At 47.5% G+C, this 20,564-nt stretch carries 18 protein-coding genes; 5 read left to right on the top strand and 13 right to left on the bottom strand.

All coding sequences use genetic code 11. From position 1 onward, the window contains the following. Positions 1-359: 359 nt before the first annotated feature. Positions 360-1,301: a LysR family transcriptional regulator gene (locus IRQ95_RS12850; protein WP_123781764.1), complete on the top strand. Its 942-nt coding sequence runs from the start codon at positions 360-362 to the stop codon at positions 1,299-1,301. An 89-nt stretch (positions 1,302-1,390) separates the two neighbouring features. Here IRQ95_RS12850 and acuI read toward each other — a convergent pair whose 3' ends face one another. The 6 genes from acuI to ilvG all read right to left on the bottom strand — a co-directional run bounded on the left by acuI (position 1,391) and on the right by ilvG (position 8,911). Then, entirely contained in the window at positions 1,391-2,371 is a 981-nt protein-coding gene (gene acuI / locus IRQ95_RS12845; RefSeq protein ID WP_194437310.1) for an acrylyl-CoA reductase (NADPH), read from the bottom strand. A gap of 239 nt (positions 2,372-2,610) precedes the next feature. Then, positions 2,611-4,161, bottom strand: coding sequence for a threonine ammonia-lyase, biosynthetic (ilvA, locus tag IRQ95_RS12840; protein ID WP_194437309.1), 1,551 nt, complete (start codon positions 4,159-4,161; stop codon positions 2,611-2,613). A 4-nt stretch (positions 4,162-4,165) separates the two neighbouring features. Continuing rightward, positions 4,166-6,007: a dihydroxy-acid dehydratase gene (gene ilvD / locus IRQ95_RS12835; RefSeq protein ID WP_194437308.1), complete on the bottom strand. Its 1,842-nt coding sequence runs from the start codon at positions 6,005-6,007 to the stop codon at positions 4,166-4,168. 14 nt (positions 6,008-6,021) lie between these two features. Then, the gene (gene ilvE / locus IRQ95_RS12830) at positions 6,022-6,966 is read right to left on the bottom strand and encodes a branched-chain-amino-acid transaminase (protein ID WP_194437307.1); all 945 of its coding nucleotides are present in this window, start codon (positions 6,964-6,966) and stop codon (positions 6,022-6,024) included. 12 nt (positions 6,967-6,978) lie between these two features. Beyond that, on the bottom strand, positions 6,979-7,263 hold the full coding sequence (ilvM, locus tag IRQ95_RS12825; RefSeq protein WP_114767268.1) for an acetolactate synthase 2 small subunit: 285 nt from the start codon (positions 7,261-7,263) through the stop codon (positions 6,979-6,981). A gap of 1 nt (position 7,264) precedes the next feature. Beyond that, entirely contained in the window at positions 7,265-8,911 is a 1,647-nt protein-coding gene (gene ilvG / locus IRQ95_RS12820; RefSeq protein WP_194437306.1) for an acetolactate synthase 2 catalytic subunit, read from the bottom strand. A gap of 491 nt (positions 8,912-9,402) precedes the next feature. On the opposite strand from ilvG, the gene IRQ95_RS12815 reads away from it, so the two are divergent. Then, positions 9,403-10,926, top strand: a complete 1,524-nt coding sequence (locus tag IRQ95_RS12815; RefSeq protein WP_194437305.1) for a YifB family Mg chelatase-like AAA ATPase — start codon at positions 9,403-9,405, stop codon at positions 10,924-10,926. 90 nt (positions 10,927-11,016) lie between these two features. On the opposite strand, the gene IRQ95_RS12810 is transcribed toward IRQ95_RS12815, so the two are convergent. Next, positions 11,017-12,012 carry a DUF2860 domain-containing protein gene (locus IRQ95_RS12810; RefSeq protein WP_194437304.1) on the bottom strand — a complete coding sequence of 332 codons (996 nt, stop codon included), beginning with the start codon at positions 12,010-12,012 and terminating at the stop codon, positions 11,017-11,019. A gap of 176 nt (positions 12,013-12,188) precedes the next feature. Here IRQ95_RS12810 and yihG point away from each other — a divergent pair, with 176 nt between their 5' ends. Continuing rightward, a complete protein-coding gene (yihG, locus tag IRQ95_RS12805; protein WP_194437303.1) occupies positions 12,189-13,136 on the top strand; it encodes a 1-acylglycerol-3-phosphate O-acyltransferase, YihG family in 948 nt (315 codons plus the stop codon). Between the two features lie 15 nt (positions 13,137-13,151). Here the strand turns inward: yihG and IRQ95_RS12800 are convergent, their stop codons facing one another. The 5 genes from IRQ95_RS12800 to IRQ95_RS12780 form a co-directional block, all read right to left on the bottom strand. Next, the gene (locus IRQ95_RS12800; RefSeq protein WP_194437302.1) at positions 13,152-13,754 is read right to left on the bottom strand and encodes a thiol:disulfide interchange protein DsbA/DsbL; all 603 of its coding nucleotides are present in this window, start codon (positions 13,752-13,754) and stop codon (positions 13,152-13,154) included. A 25-nt stretch (positions 13,755-13,779) separates the two neighbouring features. Next, positions 13,780-14,766: a serine/threonine protein kinase gene (locus IRQ95_RS12795; RefSeq protein ID WP_194437301.1), complete on the bottom strand. Its 987-nt coding sequence runs from the start codon at positions 14,764-14,766 to the stop codon at positions 13,780-13,782. Between the two features lie 56 nt (positions 14,767-14,822). After that, a complete protein-coding gene (ccoG, locus tag IRQ95_RS12790; RefSeq protein ID WP_194437300.1) occupies positions 14,823-16,241 on the bottom strand; it encodes a cytochrome c oxidase accessory protein CcoG in 1,419 nt (472 codons plus the stop codon). A gap of 318 nt (positions 16,242-16,559) precedes the next feature. After that, positions 16,560-16,826 carry a YihD family protein gene (locus tag IRQ95_RS12785; RefSeq protein WP_194437299.1) on the bottom strand — a complete coding sequence of 89 codons (267 nt, stop codon included), beginning with the start codon at positions 16,824-16,826 and terminating at the stop codon, positions 16,560-16,562. Between the two features lie 129 nt (positions 16,827-16,955). After that, positions 16,956-17,123 (bottom strand): hypothetical protein, encoded by a 168-nt coding sequence (locus tag IRQ95_RS12780; RefSeq protein WP_167521311.1) that lies wholly within the window; start codon positions 17,121-17,123, stop codon positions 16,956-16,958. A gap of 420 nt (positions 17,124-17,543) precedes the next feature. On the opposite strand from IRQ95_RS12780, the gene IRQ95_RS12775 reads away from it, so the two are divergent. Next, on the top strand, positions 17,544-18,341 hold the full coding sequence (locus IRQ95_RS12775) for a sporulation protein (protein WP_194437298.1): 798 nt from the start codon (positions 17,544-17,546) through the stop codon (positions 18,339-18,341). Positions 18,342-18,438: 97 nt separating this feature from the next. After that, positions 18,439-19,095, top strand: coding sequence for a PAQR family membrane homeostasis protein TrhA (gene trhA / locus IRQ95_RS12770; protein ID WP_194437297.1), 657 nt, complete (start codon positions 18,439-18,441; stop codon positions 19,093-19,095). 14 nt (positions 19,096-19,109) lie between these two features. Here trhA and IRQ95_RS12765 read toward each other — a convergent pair whose 3' ends face one another. Further along, on the bottom strand, positions 19,110-20,555 hold the full coding sequence (locus tag IRQ95_RS12765) for a TrkH family potassium uptake protein (RefSeq protein WP_194437296.1): 1,446 nt from the start codon (positions 20,553-20,555) through the stop codon (positions 19,110-19,112). Between the last annotated feature and the right edge of the window lie 9 nt (positions 20,556-20,564).

Raw genomic sequence — 20,564 nt, 5'->3', positions numbered from 1 at the left:
GCGAGAAGCTTTTGTTCGGTACTCTTGGACTTTATCTCAGGTCAACAAGGGACAAAGACCACTAGCGTCACAACTCGGTTCTCATTGTAGGGATTTGAACTGAGAAGCGCCAGAGGCTTAACTCTTGAGAGAGTACAAACCGACCAATGTATGTTGAAAGAGACATCTTCCAAACACATTCCGACACTATCCCCAGTTTTCTTGGGCTTCCCCGCCGAAAGGCGGGATTTTTTTGCCTGTCATTTGGTTTTCACCCTCACTCTTAATCAGTGTTGTATTGAGCAAATTCGATGCAAATCCCGTACGTTGGGCTCGGGATATAGTACACTTATGCCATTGTTAGCCGTTGGAACCCATACGTGGAATTAGAAGAGATTTACCGCCGCGATTTAAATTTGTTAGTGGCGCTGCGAGTACTGATTGAAGAGTGCAGTGTAAGTAAAGCGGCGACGCGCCTGAATTTAAGTCAATCGGCGATGAGTCGAGTACTGGGGCGTCTGAGAAGTTTGTTAAATGACCCGTTATTTACCCGCCAAGGGCAACACTTGATTCCAACGGAAAAGGCATTAGAAATTGATGCTCAATTAGGTGTGCCGCTTGAGTCGTTGCGCCAACTGTTGGCGCCGGCTGAATTCGATCCACACAGTTGCGAGCAAACCTTCACCATTGCGACTACAGACTACGCGATGCAGACTATCTTGCCGTTCGCTATTCCAAGGCTGTACCAAGAAGCGCCGCTGGTATCGTTGAATTTTATTCCTCTGCATCATGATCGCTTGGCTGATCAGCTGACTTATGAAGGGGCGGATCTCGCGATCTGCCGTCCGATTGGAGCAGTTGAGCCTCTGCGCAGTGAAGTGATTGGTCGAGTCGGGGTATTTTGTCTGCTGTCTAAACATCACCCGTTGGCCGATAAAGAGATGACGCTTGACGATTATCTCTCTTATCCACATGCGATGATCGCAATTAGTGATGGGGTAAAGGCGCTGATTGAGCAAGCCCTGGTTGATTTACCGCAGCGCAGAATGGTACTCAGAGCGTATCACTTAGAAGCGGCGCTGGCGATTGTCGATACCATGCCGTTGATTATTACCGTACCGGCTGATTTAGCCTATTTGGTTTCTGAGCGTTATGACTTGGTCGTCAAACCACTTCCATTTCACTTTACCCCCTTTGATTACTCGCTGATTTGGCATCCACGTTGTGAGCATTCTCCGGCACAAGAGTGGATTCGAGGTGTGTTACGTGAAGAGTGTAGCCGTTTGATTGCCAAGCGGATTGAAGATATGGGTTTGGATTAATTGTCTACTTTCTAGTCGACGTTGCCGCAGTTATTGCAGCGATACAAAAAGAGCCAGCATTGCTGGCTCTTCATCATTTTAGCTAAGCATTATAGCTTGATCACCACGCGACCCGTTACTTGACCGTTAGTGATGTCTTCTGCGTATTTTGGTGCTTCTTCTAGCGTTGCCTCTGTACATGCTTGCTCGAAGTAGCTGTCAGGCAGTAGCTCAACCAATTTTTCCCAAGCTGCGATACGTTTTTCAGTTGGGCAACTTACTGAGTCCACACCTTGTAGGCGCACGTTACGTAGAATGAATGGCATTACAGTGGTTGGTAGGTCGAAACCACCTGCTAGACCACATGCCGCTACAGCGCTGTTGTAATCCATTTGTGCCAATACTTTCGCCAGTACTTTGCTACCCACGGTATCAACGGCACCAGCCCAAACTTGTTTTTCAAGTGGACGAGCTGGCTCTTCAAACTCAACGCGATCGATGATGCGGCTAGCACCTAGTTTTTCTAGCAGTGGACCGTTTTGCTCTACGCGACCAGTAACCGCTGCCACCTTGTAGCCTAGTTGAGAAAGTAGCGTGACTGCCACTGAACCTACGCCGCCACTTGCACCAGTGACTAAGATCTCGCCAGCTTCTGGTTTAACGCCCGCATCCAGTAGTGCTTGTACACATAACATTGCAGTAAAGCCTGCTGTACCCACCATCATCGCTTTTTTGCCGTCGAAGCCTTTTGGTAGTGGTACTAACCAATCTGCGTTTAGACGCGCGCGTTGCGCCATGCCGCCCCAGTGGTTTTCACCCACACCCCAACCAGTTAGAACCACTTCGTCACCTGCTTGGTAACGAGCGTCTTCAGAACTCACTACTTTACCCGCAAGGTCGATACCTGGAACCATTGGGAAGTTACGAATGATTTTGCCTTTACCTGTGATTGCTAAACCGTCTTTGTAGTTTAGTGAAGAGTAATCAACTTCAATTAGAACGTTACCTTCCGGCAGTTGTGCTTCGTCGATCTGTTCGATTGAAGCGATAGTGCGTTTGTCTTCTTGATTTAGGATTAGAGCGTTAAACATAGGGATCTCCGCATGATGCAGCAAATGAATAGTGCAGCAAATTAATTGTTCTAAATTCTACCCACACAGTGTAGTCGGGTTGATGCTATGACAAAAATGAAACTTTAGCATTTATATTATGTTTAAAATGCATTAATTCATAAAAAACAATATTTTAAACATAGAACAAAGCCAGTCTATCGACTGGCTTTAATATCAAAACTAAGATCTAGCTCAATACCGCGCTTAGGGAGCTTGAACTAGCGAGGAGAAGAAAGGAAGAATTGATAAGAAGGGTTATCGGTTTCATCTTTACATTGGTAGCCGAGTTCTCGCAGATGGGCAGAGAAACGGGTTAAATCGCTATCTGCTAGCTCAAAACCACACAGTACGCGACCATAGTCGGCGCCGTGGTTGCGGTAGTTGAATAGGCTAATATTCCAATGCGTGCCAAGCGTGCTTAAGAATTTCAATAGTGCTCCCGGGTACTCGGGAAACTCGAAACTGTACAAACGCTCTTGCAGTGGTTTAGAAGGTTTGCCCCCTATCATGTAGCGCACGTGCAGTTTTGCCATTTCATCATCGGAGAGATCGACCACTGGGTAGCCTCCAGCGCGCAGATCTTGAATGATGTGCTCCAACTCTTCTTGGCCACCATTGAGACGCACACCAACAAAGATATTGGCGAGGGCATCATCGTTGTAACGGTAGTTAAACTCAGTCACCGCGCGACCGCCAATCAGATTACAGAACTCAAAGAAGGCTCCTTGACGTTCTGGGATTGTCACCGCCAGCAAACCTTCGCGTTTTTCACCTAATTCACAACGTTCAGAAACGTAACGTAAGCCATGGAAGTTGGTATTCGCGCCAGATAGCACAGTACCGAGTTGCTTACCACGCAGTTGATGCTGCTCAGCAAACTTCTTTAACCCTGCCAGCGCTAATGCACCAGAGGGTTCTGCAATCGCTCGAGTATCTTCAAAAATATCTTTGACCGCTGAACAGATCTCATCGCTGGAGACGGTAATGTGACCATCAAGGTATTTGTCGCACAGACGGAAGGTTTCTTCACCGATGCGTTTAACTGCTACACCGTCTGCAAACATACTGACCTGATCAATTACCACAGGTTCTCCCGCATCCAGTGCGGCTTTCAAGCAGGCAGAATCTTCAGGCTCAACGGCAATCACTTTGATCTCTGGCATCAGCTGTTTTACTAGTACTGCAACACCTGCGGCTAAACCACCACCGCCCACTGGAACGAAAATGTAGTCGAGATGACCATTTTGCTGCAGCATCTCCATACCGATTGTGCCTTGGCCGGCGATCACCAAAGGATGATCGAAAGGCGGCACAAAGGTGTAGCCATATTCTACCGATAGACGCTCTGCTTCTGTTTTGGCTTCATCAAAGTTGTTGCCATGTAGCACCACATTGCCACCAAACCCACGTACCGCTTCGACTTTGATGTCTGGTGTGGTTTTCGGCATCACAATCGTGGTTTTGATGCCTAGTTTAGTGCCTGATAGCGCCATACCTTGGGCGTGGTTACCTGCTGATGCAGCAATCACGCCTGCGGCTTTTTGCCCGTCACTGAGGCTTGAAACCATATTGTAAGCGCCGCGCAGTTTAAAAGAGTGGACCGGTTGGCGGTCTTCTCGCTTGAGTTGCACTTGGTTACCGATACGAGCAGATAGCCTTGGCATCGCTTGTAGCGGTGTGACGATTGCTACTTCGTAAACTGGCGCGCGCAGGACTTGGCGCAGATAGTCTGCGCCAGATTGTTTATGTTCGACAGAGGTGTCACTCATGGTATTACCCCTCAAGTTTACTCTTGTCGCGCACTGCACCTTTGTCGGCACTGGTCGCCATGCTGGCATACGCTTTAAGGGCAAAAGAAACCTCGCGCTGACGATCGACTGGTTTCCAGCCAAGCTCATCTTGCTTAGCTCTGCGGGCATTCAGCTCCGCTTCTGGCACATCAAGCGTGATAGAGCGGCTAGGGATATCGATGGTAATGATGTCGCCATCACGCACTAGACCGATGGTGCCGCCACTGGCTGCTTCTGGTGATGCGTGCCCAATTGATAGACCAGAAGTGCCACCAGAGAAGCGTCCATCTGTCAGCAATGCACACGATTTACCCAATCCCATCGACTTAAGGTAAGTGGTTGGATAGAGCATTTCTTGCATGCCCGGGCCACCTTTCGGTCCTTCGTAGCGGATCACGACCACTTCACCGGCTTTTACTTTACCGCCTAAGATGCCATCAACCGCGGTATCTTGGCTTTCAAACACAATCGCAGGGCCTTGGAATTTGAGGTTCTCTTCATCCACACCAGCGGTTTTTACAATACAGCCATCCACGGCAATATTGCCAGATAGCACCGCCAGACCACCTTCTTGGCTAAAGGCGTTTTCTTTGGTGCGGATACAACCATCGACTCGGTCATCGTCAAGGCGATCCCAACGGCAATCTTGTGAGAAGGCTTGGGTGGTGCGGATGCCCGCAGGACCAGCACGGAAGAATTTTAGTACCGCTTCATCTTCGGTTTGCATGATGTCGTATTGGGCTAATTGTTCTTTTAGGCTAAGACCGAGCACAGTGCGCGCTTCGGTGTTGAGCAGACCAGCGCGGTCGAGTTCGCCTAAAATCGCCATTACCCCACCTGCGCGGTGGACATCTTCCATGTGGTATTTCTGGGTGGACGGCGCCACTTTACATAGATGCGGAACGCGACGAGACATCTGATCGATGTCGCCCATATCAAAGTCAATCTCGCCTTCTTGTGCCGCCGCAAGTAAGTGCAGCACGGTATTGCTTGAACCGCCCATGGCAATATCAAGCGCCATCGCATTTTCAAACGCCGCGCGATCAGCAATAGTGCGTGGTAAGGCACTGATATCGTCTTGCTCATAGTAACGACGAGTTAATTCAACAATGCGTTTACCCGCATTGATAAACAGCTGTTCACGATCGGCGTGAGTGGCCAGCATTGAGCCATTGCCCGGTTGAGACAAACCAAGCGCCTCGGTTAGACAGTTCATCGAGTTGGCCGTAAACATCCCCGAGCACGAGCCACAAGTCGGGCACGCTGAGCGTTCAATTTGTTCACTTTGCTCATCAGAGACGGTTGGATCGGCACCTTGAATCATGGCATCAACCAAATCGAGTTTGATGATTTGATCAGAAAGCTTGGTTTTACCCGCTTCCATTGGGCCACCAGACACAAAAATCACCGGAATATTGAGGCGCATTGATGCCATCAGCATCCCGGGGGTGATTTTGTCACAGTTGGAGATACACACCATGGCGTCCGCACAGTGAGCGTTAACCATATACTCGACCGAATCAGCAATCAGCTCGCGCGATGGCAGTGAATAAAGCATGCCTCCGTGACCCATTGCGATACCATCATCAACCGCGATGGTATTGAACTCTTTCGCGATACCGCCCGCTTTTTCAATTTCACCGGCAACTAACTGTCCCATGTCTTTAAGATGGACATGACCCGGTACAAATTGGGTAAATGAGTTCACCACGGCGATGATCGGTTTACCAAAATCTTCTTCTTTTACCCCAGTTGCACGCCAAAGTGCGCGTGCGCCAGCCATATTTCTTCCGTGGGTGGTGGTGGCTGAACGGTATTTAGGCATATCCTTTTCCTCTACTACTTGGCTGCATCTTGCGGGTAGACGTAATCAAGCCATCCCCACTTATCTTCGGTGGTGCCATTAAATAGGCCAAAGTATGCTTCTTGAATTTGCTTGGTGATTGGACCGCGTTTACCGCTGCCAATTTCAATTTGGTCCACAGAGCTAACAGGCACAACTTCTGCGGCAGTACCGGTCATAAAGATCTCATCGGCAAGGTAGAGCGCTTCACGAGCGATGTTGTTTTCACGCACTTCGTAGCCCATTTCACGCGCCAGCGTCATGATGGAGTCACGAGTGATGCCCGGTAGAATTGCACTGGTTGCTGGCGGCGTAGACAGCACGCCATCTTTGACGACAAAGATGTTTTCGCCCGCACCTTCAGAAAGGTAACCATCCACGCTAAGGGCAATACCTTCGGCATAACCATGACGACGCGCTTCACCACCAACTAATAGTGAGGATAGGTAGTTACCGCCCGCTTTAGCGGCGGTAGGAATGGTGTTTGGTGCCGATCGGTTCCAGCTGGAAATCATCGCAGCTACGCCATTTTCTAGAGCTTCTTCACCTAGGTATGAACCCCATGGGAAAGCGGCAATGATCAGCTCCATCTCTGTCCCTGCTGGTGGGCAAACACCGAGACCGACGTTGCCAACAAAGCCAAGTGGACGGATATAAGCGTTATCCAGCTTGTTTTGACGGAGCGTTTCACGCGTCGCTTCCATGATCTGATCTACCGTATATGGGATTGGGAAACGGTAGATTTTTGCTGAATCTTTTAGACGTTGGGCGTGCTCGCGGTGACGAAAGACGATAGGTCCTTTCGGCGTGTTGTAACAACGTACACCTTCAAATACGGATGTTCCGTAATGCATTGCGTGAGTGAGGACGTGAACGTTCGCCTCAGCCCAAGGAACCATTTCACCGTTAAACCAAATATAGTCTGCTGTTCTTGTAGCCATTGCTTGCCTTCCTTATGCACAGATTTTTTGTTGTAGGTTGTTATTTGGTAGTTCATCACGGGCGATTTGTGTGACGTCAACAGTGCGAACATCCCAGAGTTTTTCAATTTGATTAGTGATAAATGAGATAGGACGATCGCTATCTACAATGATTTCGACACTCGCGACATGGCTTTCATGATTTTGCGTCGCCGCGACTTGTTTGATGATGAAGCCACGATGGCGAATTACACGCAGAACACGCTCTAGTAAAACTGGCTTATCGTCCGCTTTAATATCGAGTAAGTATCTTTCCATGTTAGGTGTTCTCCAGCATGTCACTGTTCGAGGCACCCGGTGGAACGAGTGGCCATACATTCTCTTCTTCATCAATTAAGACATGAAGCAGGTAAGAAGTTTTGCTTGCCAACATCTCTTTTAGAGCCGGTTCAACTTCTTGTTTGGTGGTGATGGTTTTACCCGGGATATCGAACGCTTTAGCTAGCGTGATAAAGTCAGGGTTATCATCCAAAATGGTTTCACTGTGGCGCCCATCGAAAAACAGAGATTGCCACTGACGCACCATGCCTAAGCGTTGGTTGTTGAGTAGTACGATTTTGACTGGGATCTGACGACGCTTAAGTGTGCCAAGCTCTTGCACATTCATCATAAATGAACCATCACCAGTGATTAGGATCGACTGATCATCAGGGCGTGCGACGGCTGCCCCCATCGCGGCTGGCAGACCAAAACCCATAGTGCCAAGACCGGCTGAAGTGATGAAGTTTTGTGGTTCACGGGGCTGAATGTGCTGCGCTGCCCACATTTGGTGTTGACCGACATCGGTTGACACAATCGAGCTATCTGGCATTAAGTCGGAGAGCTGTTTAAGCAGTCCCGGTGCGTAAATTAGTTCACCCGGGTGGTCATAACGCCATTTAAAGCCACTACGAAGGCTTTCACTGTGTTTGACCCACGGCGTGATATCTTGAGTTAATTCAAGCAGTGGAAGGATAGTGTTGATTTCACCACGTAGAGGTGCGTGAGCGTGACGCAGCTTATGGATTTCTGCGGCATCGATATCAATATGGATAATTTTGGCACTCGGTGCGAAGGTGTCTAACTTGCCGGTTACTCGGTCGTCAAAACGCGCACCAACGGCAATTAATAAGTCACATTCTTGGACCACTAGGTTGGCCGCTTTGGTGCCATGCATGCCGAGCATGCCAAGATAATGCGGATCATGGCGCTCTATGGTGCCCAGTCCTTTTAAGGTACTGACCGTAGGCATTGGGTTAAGGCGCAGGAATTCACGAACAGAGTCAGTTGCATGGCCTAGTTGTACACCACCACCGACATACAAGACCGGTCGAGAGCTTTGCGAAAGTAGAATTTGCGCTTTGGCTATCGCGTCTACAGTAGCGACTGGCGTTGCTGGTGGAGTAAACGCCGGCAAATCCACCACTGGCGCTTGAGCCAGTTGCACGTCTTTGGCGATATCGACAATAACCGGCCCCGGACGCCCCGCCTTTGCCACTTCAAATGCTTCTGCAAGAGTGGGTGCAAGATCGTTGATATCGGTAACTAAGTAGCTGTGTTTAGTACATGAGAGGGACATACCAATCACATCCATCTCTTGGAACGCGTCGGTACCGATATGTGAGCTGGCCACCTGACCGGTGATGGCAACAAGTGGTATGGAATCCATAAACGCATCGGCCAGACCTGTCACTAGGTTGGTCGCACCCGGTCCGGATGTTGCCATACATACTGCGACGTCTTGGGTTGAGCGTGCCATACCAATTGCAGCCATAGCTGCGCCTTGCTCATGACGGCATAAGATGTGTTCGACACCGCCGTCATAGAGCGCATCGTAGATCGGCATGATTGCCCCGCCAGGGTAACCAAAGATTGTTTTGATGCCTTGTTGCTGTAACGCGGCAACGACTAACTGTGCACCTGTCATTGTCCGCCTCCTTCGCTACGTGAGTAGCATTCCTTGTGATTGTTGCACTTCATGTGCGCTCCCATTCTTCCTGTCACTACCTGCTCGAAGTCCTACGAGCTAAGTACTTGTTAGTTTTTAAATTGTTATCTGCACTGCATAAAAAATATTCGAAATAATTGTAAAAAAACCCCCGGACTTTTCAGTGCGGGGGTTTATCTAATTCTTGGCTTTGTTTCGCCCACTAGACCCCGCGCGATCCGATAATGACCACGATAATCAGGGCGATCAGAGAATGTAAGCGGGCGTTCAAGTTCATTATTAATTCTTTACTGTTGTGTTTGCGTAATATGATACGTCTAAATTTGCACCACTAGTGGTATCACATATTTCCGTTAATTGACAAGCAAAAAGTCATTCTTTTTTCACATTCTCTCAGCAACTCACCACGCTATATAACAATGGCGCTATAAAAATAAGCGATTTAATTAGCTGAGTAAATAAGGAAAAGTATGGGATTAGCGGTGGTTTATAGCCGAGCATCGGTGGGGGTTGAAGCCCCGCTGGTGACGGTGGAAGTGCACATCAGTAACGGTATGCCGGGGTTTGCTTTGGTCGGTTTGCCGGAAACCACGGTGAAAGAATCCCGCGATCGGGTGCGCAGTGCGATCCTCAATTCGCGCTTTGAATTTCCTGCCAAACGTATCACGGTAAATTTAGCGCCGGCGGATCTACCCAAAGAGGGCGGTCGGTTTGATTTGCCGATAGCACTGGGTATTTTGGCGGCTTCACAGCAAATTCCGTTACAAGCACTCAAAAACCAAGAGTTTGTCGGAGAGCTGGCGCTGTCAGGCGAACTTCGGGCGGTCAAAGGTGTGTTGCCTGCAGCCTTAACGGTGCAAAATCACGGGCGGAGCTTAGTGGTACCGCACGCCAATGGCGACCAAGCAGCGCTAGTGGGGAAAGAGATACATAAATCAGCACAAAGCCTCCTCGAGGTGTGCGCAGATCTCTGTGGTCAGCAAAAGCTGGCACTGCACCAAACGCCAGCATCGGTCGAAATGCCAAGTTTAACTCGCGATTTGCAAGATATTATCGGTCAGCAGCAGGGTAAGCGTGCGTTAGAAATCGCGGCGGCAGGTCATCATAATTTGTTGTTTCTCGGTCCTCCCGGTACCGGAAAAACCATGCTGGCTTCTCGGTTAAGTGACTTATTACCTGAGATGTCCAATCAAGAAGCGATGGAGTCAGCCTCGGTCGCGTCATTGACTCAACAAGAAATTAATCAATACAACTGGAAGCAGCGACCGTTTCGAGCTCCGCATCATTCCAGCTCAATGGCGGCGTTGGTGGGCGGTGGTTCAGTGCCCAGGCCGGGTGAGATCTCTCTAGCCCACAATGGCTTGCTGTTTCTTGACGAGATGCCTGAGTTTGAGCGCAAAGTGCTGGATGCGCTGCGCGAGCCGCTTGAATCAGGCGAGATCATTATCTCGCGCGCACAGGGTAAAACCCGTTTTCCCGCCCGTTTTCAACTAATCGGGGCGCTTAATCCCAGTCCGTCTGGTCACTATGATGCCAGCAAACCGCAAGGTAACAGCCAAGCGGCGCTGCGTTATCTGAGTCGTCTTTCTGGACCATTGCTTGATCGCTTTGATATGTCGATTGAAATCCCAGCCTTGCCCAAAGGGACATTAGCGGCTGGCGGTGAGCGAGGAGAAACCACTTCAGAAGTTAAGTGGCGCGTGTTGCAGGCGCGTGAGGTGATGTTTGCGCGTGGCGGTAAAGCGAATGCGCTGCTGGCGAGTAGAGAGATTGAGCGAGATTGCCGTTTAGATAAAAGTGATGCGCAATTTTTAGAGCAAGCTCTGCATCGACTTGGTCTATCGGTTCGAGCTTATCATCGCATCATTAAAGTCGCGCGCACCATTGCTGACTTGGCTGGTGAAGAACATATTGCTCGCCAACACCTTGCCGAAGCTTTAGGTTACCGTGCGATGGATCGCTTGTTGAAACATCTTCATGCTCAAGCGGTGTAACGACAGTCATTATTGTGAATAATAAAAAACCCACCAAAAGGTGGGTTTCACAAACCGTCATTAACTATGTAAATCAGTTAGCTGCGCAGATTAGAACTGGTAGTTCATACCCACAGACATGATCAGCTCATTCTTATCGTAGAAATCGATGTTTGAATCTGAGCTGTTAAAGCCAGCAAATGAGATGAATGACCAATCTTGCCAGTCCATTACGTTAGCGTATTCGTAAGCCGCGAATAGGCTCATTTCATCGTCTTCACGAGTTTGGTTAAATACTGGATTGTTCGCATCGTAATCACGAGTATCAAAACCAGCTGTTAGTGCAAATTGATGACGACCTAGGAACTTGAAGTAGCTCAGTTCCACACCGTAGCCTTTAAATGAGTTAGCATCACCATCCGCATCTGATTTGATGAATGATAGGCGTGGCTTAAGCATTGTGGTCTGGTCAACCATGTACTTGTAATCCGTTCTGAAGAAGAACGTGTCAGCATCGCGACGTAATGCGTCTCGATTTGCAATTACTTGTGGGTCTGCAGATGCAAAACCAGAGCGTTCACTTTCAACGTCTTTGGTCGCGTAAGCCATATCCACAGAGAACTTACTGCCGGCAATATTTTCTAGTTTTAGGCGGTATGCGTTGCCATCTTCATCGGTGGTTTGGCGATCTGTCGCTTTGTATGGGTCTGCCCATACTTCACCAGACATAATGGTTGGCAGAATCGACGCGTCGATGATCATGCCTGATGCTAGTTGGTATTTGTAACCCATCTCGAATGCAAGTGTACCAGTGGCGATATCTTCACGTGAGGTACCCATGTAAAACTGTTGATTTAGGTTATTACCGAAAGTGTAAGATAGGTTACCTAGTGGTAGCAGTAGACCGCCACTTACCGCATCATTGGTTTGACTTAATGTTGGATCTTTTAGGTCTTTGTTATCGTCGTGCGTATTTAGGTTTGACTCAACTGAGTAGAAACCTGTGCTTAGTGAGATCTCACCAGCGAAGCCTGCTGTGTCAGCAAGTTGTGCCCATGCAGAGCCACTCATAAGTGCTAATGCCACTAGAGAATATTTAACGTTCATGATTCCTCGATTATCTCAGCAATTGTCCCACTATAGTGTGAAGTGAAGTTGAGAAGAAAACCTCGTCGTTGTCAAAACAACAAATCTGACCAATTGGTTAGATATTTCAAACTTTGAGCGGGTTAGTATAATTGCATATCATTTTTTATTCGGCGCGAATTTTAACCTGATTTCTTATGTTGGCGTATCTATTATTTTTCATCAATGTATCGTTGGTCATTTTCAACTCGGCTGTGATGTCGCTAATCATCTGTTTGCTCGCGATATTTAAGTTGATAGTGCCAATAAAAACCGTCAGGTGCTGGATAACCTATAGTGCAAATCGAGTGATGTGGTTATGGGCGACCATCAATGGTGTGATCTTGCGAGCAACAAATGATGTCGAGTGGGATATCAAAGGCGTAAAGGGATTAAGCCAGGATGCGTGGTATTTGATGTTCTCTAACCACCGCAGTTGGACTGATATCGTGGTACTGTGTTACGTATTTAAAGACAGTATTCCAATGCCGAAATTCTTTCTTAAGCAGCAGTTGCTTTACGTGCCTTTCATCGGTATGGCGTGCTGGGCGTTGGATATGCCATTTATGCGCCGCTACTCACGTGAATATCTACTGCGTAATCCAGAAAAGCGCGGTCAGGACTTGCACACCACGCGCCGTTCTTGCGCTAAATTCAAACATATTCCTACCACAGTGGTGAACTACGTTGAGGGCACTCGCTTTACCGAGCAGAAACACGCCAAGAGTAAAGCCGGCTATCAGCATCTATTGCAACCCAAATCCGGTGGTATTGCCTACACGTTAGCTGCAATGGGAGAGCAGTTTGATCAGATTATCGATGTAACGTTGGCTTATCCTGATAATACTGAGCAGCCGTTTAAAGATATGCTGATGGGGCGAATGAAGCGGATTGTGGTTGATGTGGCGCTGCTGCCGATGGATGAGCAGGTTAGCGGTGATTACTTTAACGATAAGAAGTACAAACGCCAGTTTCAGCTTTGGTTGGGACAGGTGTGGCAGCGTAAAGATGCCAAGCTAGCCAGTATCTACCAGTCGGCGTCGCCACAATCCCAGCCGTCAGGCGAGCAAAGTGAATTGCCAGCGGGATTAAAAAAGGAGCCGTAGCTCCTTTTTGGTTAATTATTTTAGCGTTAGTAGGTAGTTAACTAGCGCGAAGTACTCGTCGATGCTGGTGATTGAGCCCGCTTCTACTAGGTACTTGTTGTTAACGATAACCGCTGGAACACCCGCTAGACCGCTGTCATTGAACTGTTTGTCCATACGACGCACCATCGAATCTACGGCGAAACCGTTGTAAGCAGCATCGAATTTCTTCGCATCGATACCTTCATCAAGGAAGATTTGACGAATTTCAGCTTCATTTTTCGGTGCTTTACGCATGTTGTGGATGCGGTTAAACATGATTGGCGCCATTTTGTCTTCCACTTTCAGCACGATCATCGTCGCGAAAGCTTTGCTCATTGGTAGACCCATTGATCCACCCATAAATGATACGTGGTTCTTTTGCAGTTTAACGCCTTCAGGAAGTTGCGCTTTCAACTGGCGAATGATTGGGTCAAAGGTATTACAGTGTGGGCAGTAGAATGAGAAAAACTCAGTCACCATTGGCTTTTTCGCTGGCTCAAGGTCTAGCACTTTGTAGTACTCGCCCTCGGTAAACTTAGCTGCCTGAACTGAGAAGCTCAGTATTAAAGTTGTAAATAGTGCAAACAGCTTTTTCATTATGTTCTCCATGTATTTGCTTATTTTACCATTGTGGCATCAGTGATAGTGGTGGCTCGTTGAGCACTGAAATTTGTTCCTTGAACGCCAACACCTGACTTTCCCAATACTTTGGATCATCAAACCAAGGAAAGGCAATTGGGAAGGCTGGATCCTGCCATCTTTTTGCTAACCATGCCATATAGTGCACCATACGTAGACCGCGCAATGGCTCAATTAGTTTCAATTCACTCATGTTGAAGTCACTAAATTCTTGGTAAGCCTCTAAAATAATGTCGAGCTGCATCAATTTATCCGCGCGGTCACCATTGAGTAGCATCCACAGATCTTGTACCGCAGGGCCATTGCGTGAGTCATCTAAGTCGACAAACATCGGACCATCACGCCAGAGGATATTACCTGGGTGGCAATCGCCATGTAAGCGTAAGATTTGACTTGGTTGTTGCCAATGTTGCTCTAATTGACCAATCAACATATCTAAGTCGTTGAAGAAGGCATTTTCGAGATGCATCGGAATAAACGGCGATTGCTGTAAGATCTCTCTTGGTTGGTAGAGATACTCTTGCAAGCTGATCGTCGGTCGATGAATAAAAGGCTGACGTGCGCCGACTTTATGGATACGACCTAAGAAACGACCAACCCCTTCAAGCTGCTCTAGGTTATCGACTTCAAATTGACGACCACCGACGCTGGCAAACAGAGCAAAAAGGTAACCCTGATATTCATGCAGTGTGTGGCCATTGATTTTGCATGGCGGCGCAACTGGAATTTCAGAGTCAATCAACTCCAAGGTGAAATCGTGTTCTTCTTGGATCTGTTCACGCGTCCAACGTTCAGGACGGTAGAACTTCACCACATAACGCACACGCTCTTCGTCGGTAAATTGATAAACGCGGTTTTCGTAACTGTTGAGGGCAAGAAAACCGGACTCTGCGCGCACGCCGATACTTTCGAGGGCGTACCACATGAAATCAGGGGTGAGCGCTTCAAAGTTAAATGCTGTTTCTGACATAGAAATAAAGGGCTCATTACTGAGCCCTTTCCGTATCCTTATTGGGTTAAGTCGGCTTATAAGTTCTTGAGGAACCTACTTTCTACCGTCACGGTAAACTGTTCACTGTCAGACAGTATAAACTGAATTGTTGAAACAGGAGAGTTGAGATTTTCAGGGTTGACGCCCAAGCTCATTGGCAGAGTCAGTACTTCACCAGGTGCGACTTGAATGGTCTGTTTGCCATACCAAGAGACATCATCTAAGCCGGTTACACTGAGTTTATATTGCTGAGCTTGCTGGGTTTTGTTGATGATTTTTAAGGTATAGGTGTTTTCAATTTCGCCAGCACCGTTTTCACGATAGAGTTGGTTGCGATCACGCAAAACGTTCATGCCAACGGGTTCAACCGTGGCAATTTGCGCAAAGAACAGACCGATAATCACCAGTAATACTGCGCCATAACCCAGCAGTTTTGGACGCATCACCTTAGTTTTATGCCCTGATAGGCGATGTTCGGTGGTGTAGTTAATTAGACCTTTCTCATATCCCATACGATCCATGGTTTGGTCACAGGCATCAATACATGCACCACAGTTGATGCATTCATATTGCAACCCGTCACGAATGTCGATTCCGGTCGGACATACCTGAACGCACAAGTTACAGTCGATACAGTCACCGAGTCCCAGTGCTTGCGGATCGGCTTTGCGTGAACGAGGTCCGCGGCTTTCACCTCGCTTGGTATCGTAACCTACGATAAAGGTATCTTTATCGAACATCGCTGACTGGAAGCGTGCATAAGGGCACATGTGGATGCAGACAATTGAACGCATCCAACCGGCGTTAGCATAGGTACAAGCGGCAAAAAATAGCACCCAAAACACCGGCCAAAAACCCGCGTTGAAGCTAAAAAAGTTCACCACTAATTCACGAATCGGCACAAAGTAACCGACAAAGGTCAGTCCGGTAATTAAGGCCACTGCAATCCAAGCTAAGTGCTTTACTCCTTTGCGCCACATAAGTTGAGGCGTGAGTTTACCGGAGTCTTGCTTACGGCGCTTATTGGCACTGCCCTCGAGTTTTTCTTCAAACCAGATATAGATAAAAGTCCAGACGGTTTGTGGGCAGAGATAGCCACACCATACCCGTCCTAGGAAGGTGGTGATAAAGAACAGCCCAAAGGCAGCAATCACAAATAGGGTCGCGAGTAGGGTTAAATCTTGCGGATAAAGCGTGGTGCCAAAGAAATTGAATTGTTGCTTACCAATGTCGAGCAAGATTGCTTGGCGTTCACCAAAGGGTAACCATGGAATTAAGCCAAACAACAGGAGTAAGAACCAGCCACCATAACGACGCAGTTTTTGAAACGTACCTTTGCTCTCGCGCACGTAAATGCGGTTATTGGGGTTAAAGCGATCGCCTTGCTCTTTGTGGGCTTTGGGGTTAAAAGTTTTGGGCGTCACATCCTTTACGTCAATCTTATCTTGACTCATTACGCTTCCTCTAGGCTTTCAATGGCGCAGTTTCTTATGTAGCGCTCTAGTTGAATGGTGCAGTAGTTCAGCGAGGCCTAACAAAATGTAGAGTTAGAGTGTTAGCTAGGCACTGAATACTTGAGACATTGCTATTTTAATTTTAGGGCTAATTTTCATTAGAAGAGAAAGTATACAGTTAATAACAAATCCATTTCTTTAACACTATCAACCTTTAACAATAATTATCCTTATTAAATCACTGGATTAATAGAGGATTTAACTAGCAGGTAATAAAAAAGCAGCCATTGGCTGCTTGAAGAGATTGAGACTTTGACTTTATTTGATGATGCCACGCGCTTTAAGAATCGCGGTTTTGAAATCATCTTCTTGGTCTTTTTTAAGGCCTGGGATCATTTCATCTTTCGCGCTGTTACGCATTTTAAGATGGTAAATCAGCACATCATCGGTCAAATCTGCAAGTTCGCCTTTGTAGCCAGCTTCTTTTGCTAGCTTAACGATAAACTGCAGTAGGTTGAGTTCTTGGTCTTTTTGCCACTCAGGGCCAATAAGTTCGAGCAACTCTTCGATGCGATGGCAATTCATTAACTTTCTCCACAATATTTATAATGATTTTCGGTCAAAGGTAACAAATCCATGCGGTAGATAGCAATCGACAATATTGTTCCAGAGAAGGATAGATAAGAAAAAAGCGCAGGAGTCTGCGCTTTTTCATTATGCCGCTTTAATTTCTTCGTTCGGAGTCGCAACCAAAATCGTTTGCTTCTCTACCAAAGTCATTGTCGGCGTAAGTTTTGGTGCGACAAACGCTTTGGTAAAACCACTGCGACGACGCATTGCACTACGGTTTGTGTGCGAAAACCTGACTGTTGTTGGGCGCATCTAATTACCTAACTGTCAGGCACATCCATTGCCAATGTTATGGCCTAATCAATCATGAGTTGAGCTTCATTGCTGAAGTTTGGCTCTTTCTGGCCTACGCCAATCCAAATGATTGAAGAGGGATTATGATATGAACAACATATCACTAATAGGTTAGCATTACGTAACAGTTTGGTCGATATCTGATCGCTTTTTAAGCAGTGTATGTCACTATAATTTTTGGGGTTTTTAGTTGGGTTGCGGTTCAGTATGTGCGCTAAATCATTGAAAAGCCGCTCGCAGTGGTGGTCGCTTAGTGAATAATATGCGATGGTGTGAAGAGTTCACTCACATGCCTAGTTTTTGGGCTATCTATGAGACAAACTCACTAAATAGTATACTTAAAGAGTTTGGCTTCGTTGTGTATCAAGGAGGAGTTTGATGTCGTTTTTTAAGAAAACCCTTGCCAGTTTTGGTATTGGTTCTGCCCAAGTTGATTCAGTCCTGCAACAAGAAGTGCTCTATCCGGGGCAGAAGGTTAATGTGACGATTCATGTCTATGGCGGTGCTACAGAGCAAGCCATCGACAACATCGAGTTAAAGCTATGCTGTCGTTATATTAAAGAAGTTCCGGTTAATCCCGATAAAGCGCAACATGAAACCACTAACAAACGCCGCGCACCACAAAGCTATGTGTTAGCGGAGTGGAACTTGCCTTATGCCTTTACTATTCATCCAGGTGAAACGCGTGACTTTGATGTGGAACTGGATGTGCCGTGGAATACGCCAATTACCATTGGTGACTCTAAAGTGTGGCTTGATACCGGTCTCGATATCGCGCTAGCCAAAGACCCAACTGATAAAGATATTCTTACCGTACGCCCTGACCCTCTCATGGATGGTATTTTGAGTGCGTTAGAAGCGCAAGGAATGCGTCTGCGTCAGGTTGAGTGTGAAGCGGTTGATGGTTTTGCTATGCCCTTCGTACAAGAGTTTGAATTTGTACCCACTACCGGCCCTTACCATGGGCGTTGGCGTGAGCTGGAGTTGGTAGCCTATCGTGAAGATCAACAACTGAAACTGTGGTTTGAGGTCGATAGACATCGAGAGGGCGCGCGCGGCATGCTGGCATCTCTGCTGGGGGTTGGTCAGCTAAAACGTGAATTGACTATCCCATTGACCACTGAGCCTAAAGCGGCGGGTCAACAAGTGCTGGAGTATCTTGACGTCACTTGCTAGCGAAACCATAACAAACTACAACCACTTTGGGCTTACACGTGTAAGCTAAATGTGCCATACTCGGGATTCGTGTTGCAGCCAATCCCGAGCGATAGTTATGTCCGACGATAATCAAAATGCGGCTTATAGCGTCAAAGAAGAGATCGCCAATACCATTACTCATGCTATCGGCATGGTGCTAGGTATTGTTGGTCTGGTATTGCTATTGATCAAAGCCATCGACCATCATGCCGATGCGTTGACTATCACCAGTATGAGCATTTATGGGGGCAGTATTATTGTGCTGTTTCTTGCTTCCACTCTTTATCATGCGATTCCGTACCGTAAAGCCAAGCGAGCGCTTAAGACTTTTGACCACTGTGCGATCTATCTGCTGATAGCGGGCAGTTATACCCCATTTTTGTTAGTCAGCCTGCGCACACCACTGGCGATTGGTTTGATGATCGTGATTTGGTCGATCGCTTTGGTCGGCATCATTATGAAACTGGTCTTTGTTTATCGCTTTAAGCGACTCTCTCTGGTGACCTATTTGATGATGGGCTGGCTATCGTTAGTGGTGATCTACCAGTTGGCGATGAATTTAGCTTGGGAAGGCTTAACGCTGTTAGCGGTAGGTGGACTGATTTATTCGCTAGGGGTGATTTTCTATGTGGCGAAACGCATCCCTTACAATCATGCCATCTGGCATGGCTTTGTTTTAGCAGGATGCGCTTGTCATTTCTTTGCTATTTATTACTTTGTTCAGCCAGTGTGAGACTGGCTGACAAGTTAACGTTTCCAGAAGGCAGGGAAGAACAACACCAAAATGGTGAGGATCTCCAAGCGGCCCATCAACATACCAAAACTTAAAATCCATTTGGCGGTATCCGGTAGCGAAGAGAAGTTGCCGGTTGGTCCGATAACGGTACCCATACCAGGACCGACGTTTGCTACTGCGGTGATAGAGCCAGAAATACTGGTCACCGGATCGAGCCCTAAAGCACTTAAGCTGCCAGCCACAACAATGATGGTAATGAAATAGGTCAAACAGAAGGCGACAACTGAGCGCACAATATCATCATTAACCGGACGATGGTTGTAGCGCTGAATAAACACCCCTGATGGGTGAATCAGTTTCATGATCTGTTTGTTCAGTAGCGTCATTGCGATCTGGAAGCGGAAGATTTTCATCCCGCCAGAGGTTGAGCCCGAACACGCCCCCACCATCAGTAAGAAGAAAAACAGTGTGCCAGGCAGTGCGCCCCAGGCGGTAAAATCTTCTAAGCCAAAACCGGTCGTCGTCACCACAGAAATGATGTTGAACAGCGAAACGCGTACCGCATCCAGCACGGTGTAATCATTGCGAATCACCAGCCATGTGCTGATCACCACGCCTGTTGCCAATACTAAGTAAGTAAAGCCACGCACTTGAGCGTCTTTCAGTAGAATGCTCGGCTTGCGTTTGGTAAGGGCAGAGACAAACAGTAAGAAAGGCAGACCACCAAGGAACATGAATAGCGTTGCGTTCCAATGTGCACCGTGGGAAAAGTGGTTCATTGAGCCATCAGAGGTGGAGTAACCACCGGTGGATAGCGTAGTGAATGAGTGGTTGATTGCTTCAAACAGGTCCATGCCGGACAGTAAGAAACCAAGCATGCACAAACCGGTTAGCGTTACATAAACCAAGACGATGTTTTTCGCGACGGTTTTTGCGCGTGGGCTACTTTTATCTGACCAATCGGAAGACTCGGTTTGGAATAATTTCATACCACCGACGTTAAGCATCGGTAGGATGGCTACTGCCATTACGATAAAGCCAATACCACCAAGCCATTGCAAGATAGAGCGCCACAATAAAATACTCGGCGCCATGCTATCTAAGCCACTTAACACGGTTGAGCCGGTAGTGGTGATGCCCGACATGGTCTCAAAGTAGGCGTCAGTAAAGCTAATGTGGTTGATAAACACAAACGGCAGCGCTGCAAATGCACTGGCAATGGTCCACACCAAACTGGTGATGAGGAACATATCGCGCACGCTGAGTTTAAAGGTCGCGGTGCGACCTATGGTTAAGCAGAAAAAAGCCACCACGTGCGTGATCAAGACCGATTGACCAAACTCGATGAAACCCGAGGTGCCAGAGAAAAATGCCACTAAGGTGGGTACGTACATAAATAGGGCGAGTTTAGACAGTACTAACCCTATCACGAACAGTACGGGACGAAAATTAACCATGTTGAACAG

The sequence above is a fragment of the Vibrio fluminensis genome (genome assembly GCF_015278125.1).
GTDB lineage: Bacteria > Pseudomonadota > Gammaproteobacteria > Enterobacterales > Vibrionaceae > Vibrio > Vibrio fluminensis.
This window is presented reverse-complemented; position numbering and strand designations above follow the sequence as displayed.